At 58.4% G+C, this 1020-nt stretch carries 1 pseudogene; it reads right to left on the bottom strand.

Features of this window, described 5'->3' with window-relative positions:
• Positions 1–954 (bottom strand): annotated as a pseudogene (locus V8J83_RS19035) (IS3 family transposase); the annotation flags it as partial.
• Between the last annotated feature and the right edge of the window lie 66 nt (positions 955–1020).

Below are 1020 nucleotides of genomic sequence, written 5' to 3'. Positions count from 1 at the left end.
CCTGGCGTTGAAGCTTTCGCAGTAGCCGTTCTCCCAAGGTGATCCTGGTTCGATGTAGGCCGTCTTGGCTCCGACAGCTGCGATCCAGTTCCGCACCTTCTGCGCAATGAACTCGGGGCCATTGTCGGATCTTATGTATTCTGGCGGGCTGCGCAGGATGAACAGGTCGGTCAGTGCGTCCAGCACATCGGTTGAGTTGAGCTTGCGATCGACGCGGATCATGAGCGCCTCCCTCGTATATTCGTCAATGATATTGAGCGTTCGGTAGACGCGCCCATCGGCGGTGCGATCCTGCACGAAGTCATAGGACCAGACGTGGTTGGGACGCTTGGGCCGCAGACGCACGCATGACCCATCGTTCAGCCAAAGCCGCCCCTTTTTCTTCTGTTTTTGTGGCACTTTCAGCCCTTCACGTCGCCAGATGCGTTCGACCCGCTTGTGGTTCACACACCAGCCCGCATTGTTCAGCAAACCCGTCACCATTCGATATCCGTAGCGTCCATACCGGTCAGCCAATTCGATGATATCATCGGTCAGCCGCTGTTCATCGGCACGGCCTCGCGGTGCCTTGCGCTGCGTGGACCGGTGCTGGCCGAGTGCGCGGCAGGCGCGACGCTCGGACACGCCAAGCTCCCGCCGCACATGATCGATGCACTTCCGGCGTCGTGAAGGGCTTAGAAGTTTCCCCTCGCTGCTTCCGTCAAGATCAGCTTGTCCAGGGTCAAATCAGACACCGCCCGCCGCAACCGCTGGTTTTCCTTCTCAAGCTCTTTCAGACGCGCGAGCTGAGATCGTTGCATCCCGCCATAGAGTTTCCGCCATCGATAAAAACGTCTGCTGCGTCACACCGATCTGACGCACGGCCTCGGCAATCGTCGCCCCCTGTCCTTGCAGGACTTCAACCTGCCGAAGCTTCGATACGATCTCTTCGGGCTTTTCTCGTTTCCCAGCCATCGCTGATCCTCCAATTTGCGGGACAATCTATCCCAGTTGGTGCACCACTTTCAGGGGGCTACTCCA

This window comes from Gymnodinialimonas ulvae, assembly GCF_037543845.1.
In the GTDB taxonomy this organism is placed as follows: Bacteria; Pseudomonadota; Alphaproteobacteria; order Rhodobacterales; family Rhodobacteraceae; genus Gymnodinialimonas; species Gymnodinialimonas ulvae.
This window is presented reverse-complemented; position numbering and strand designations above follow the sequence as displayed.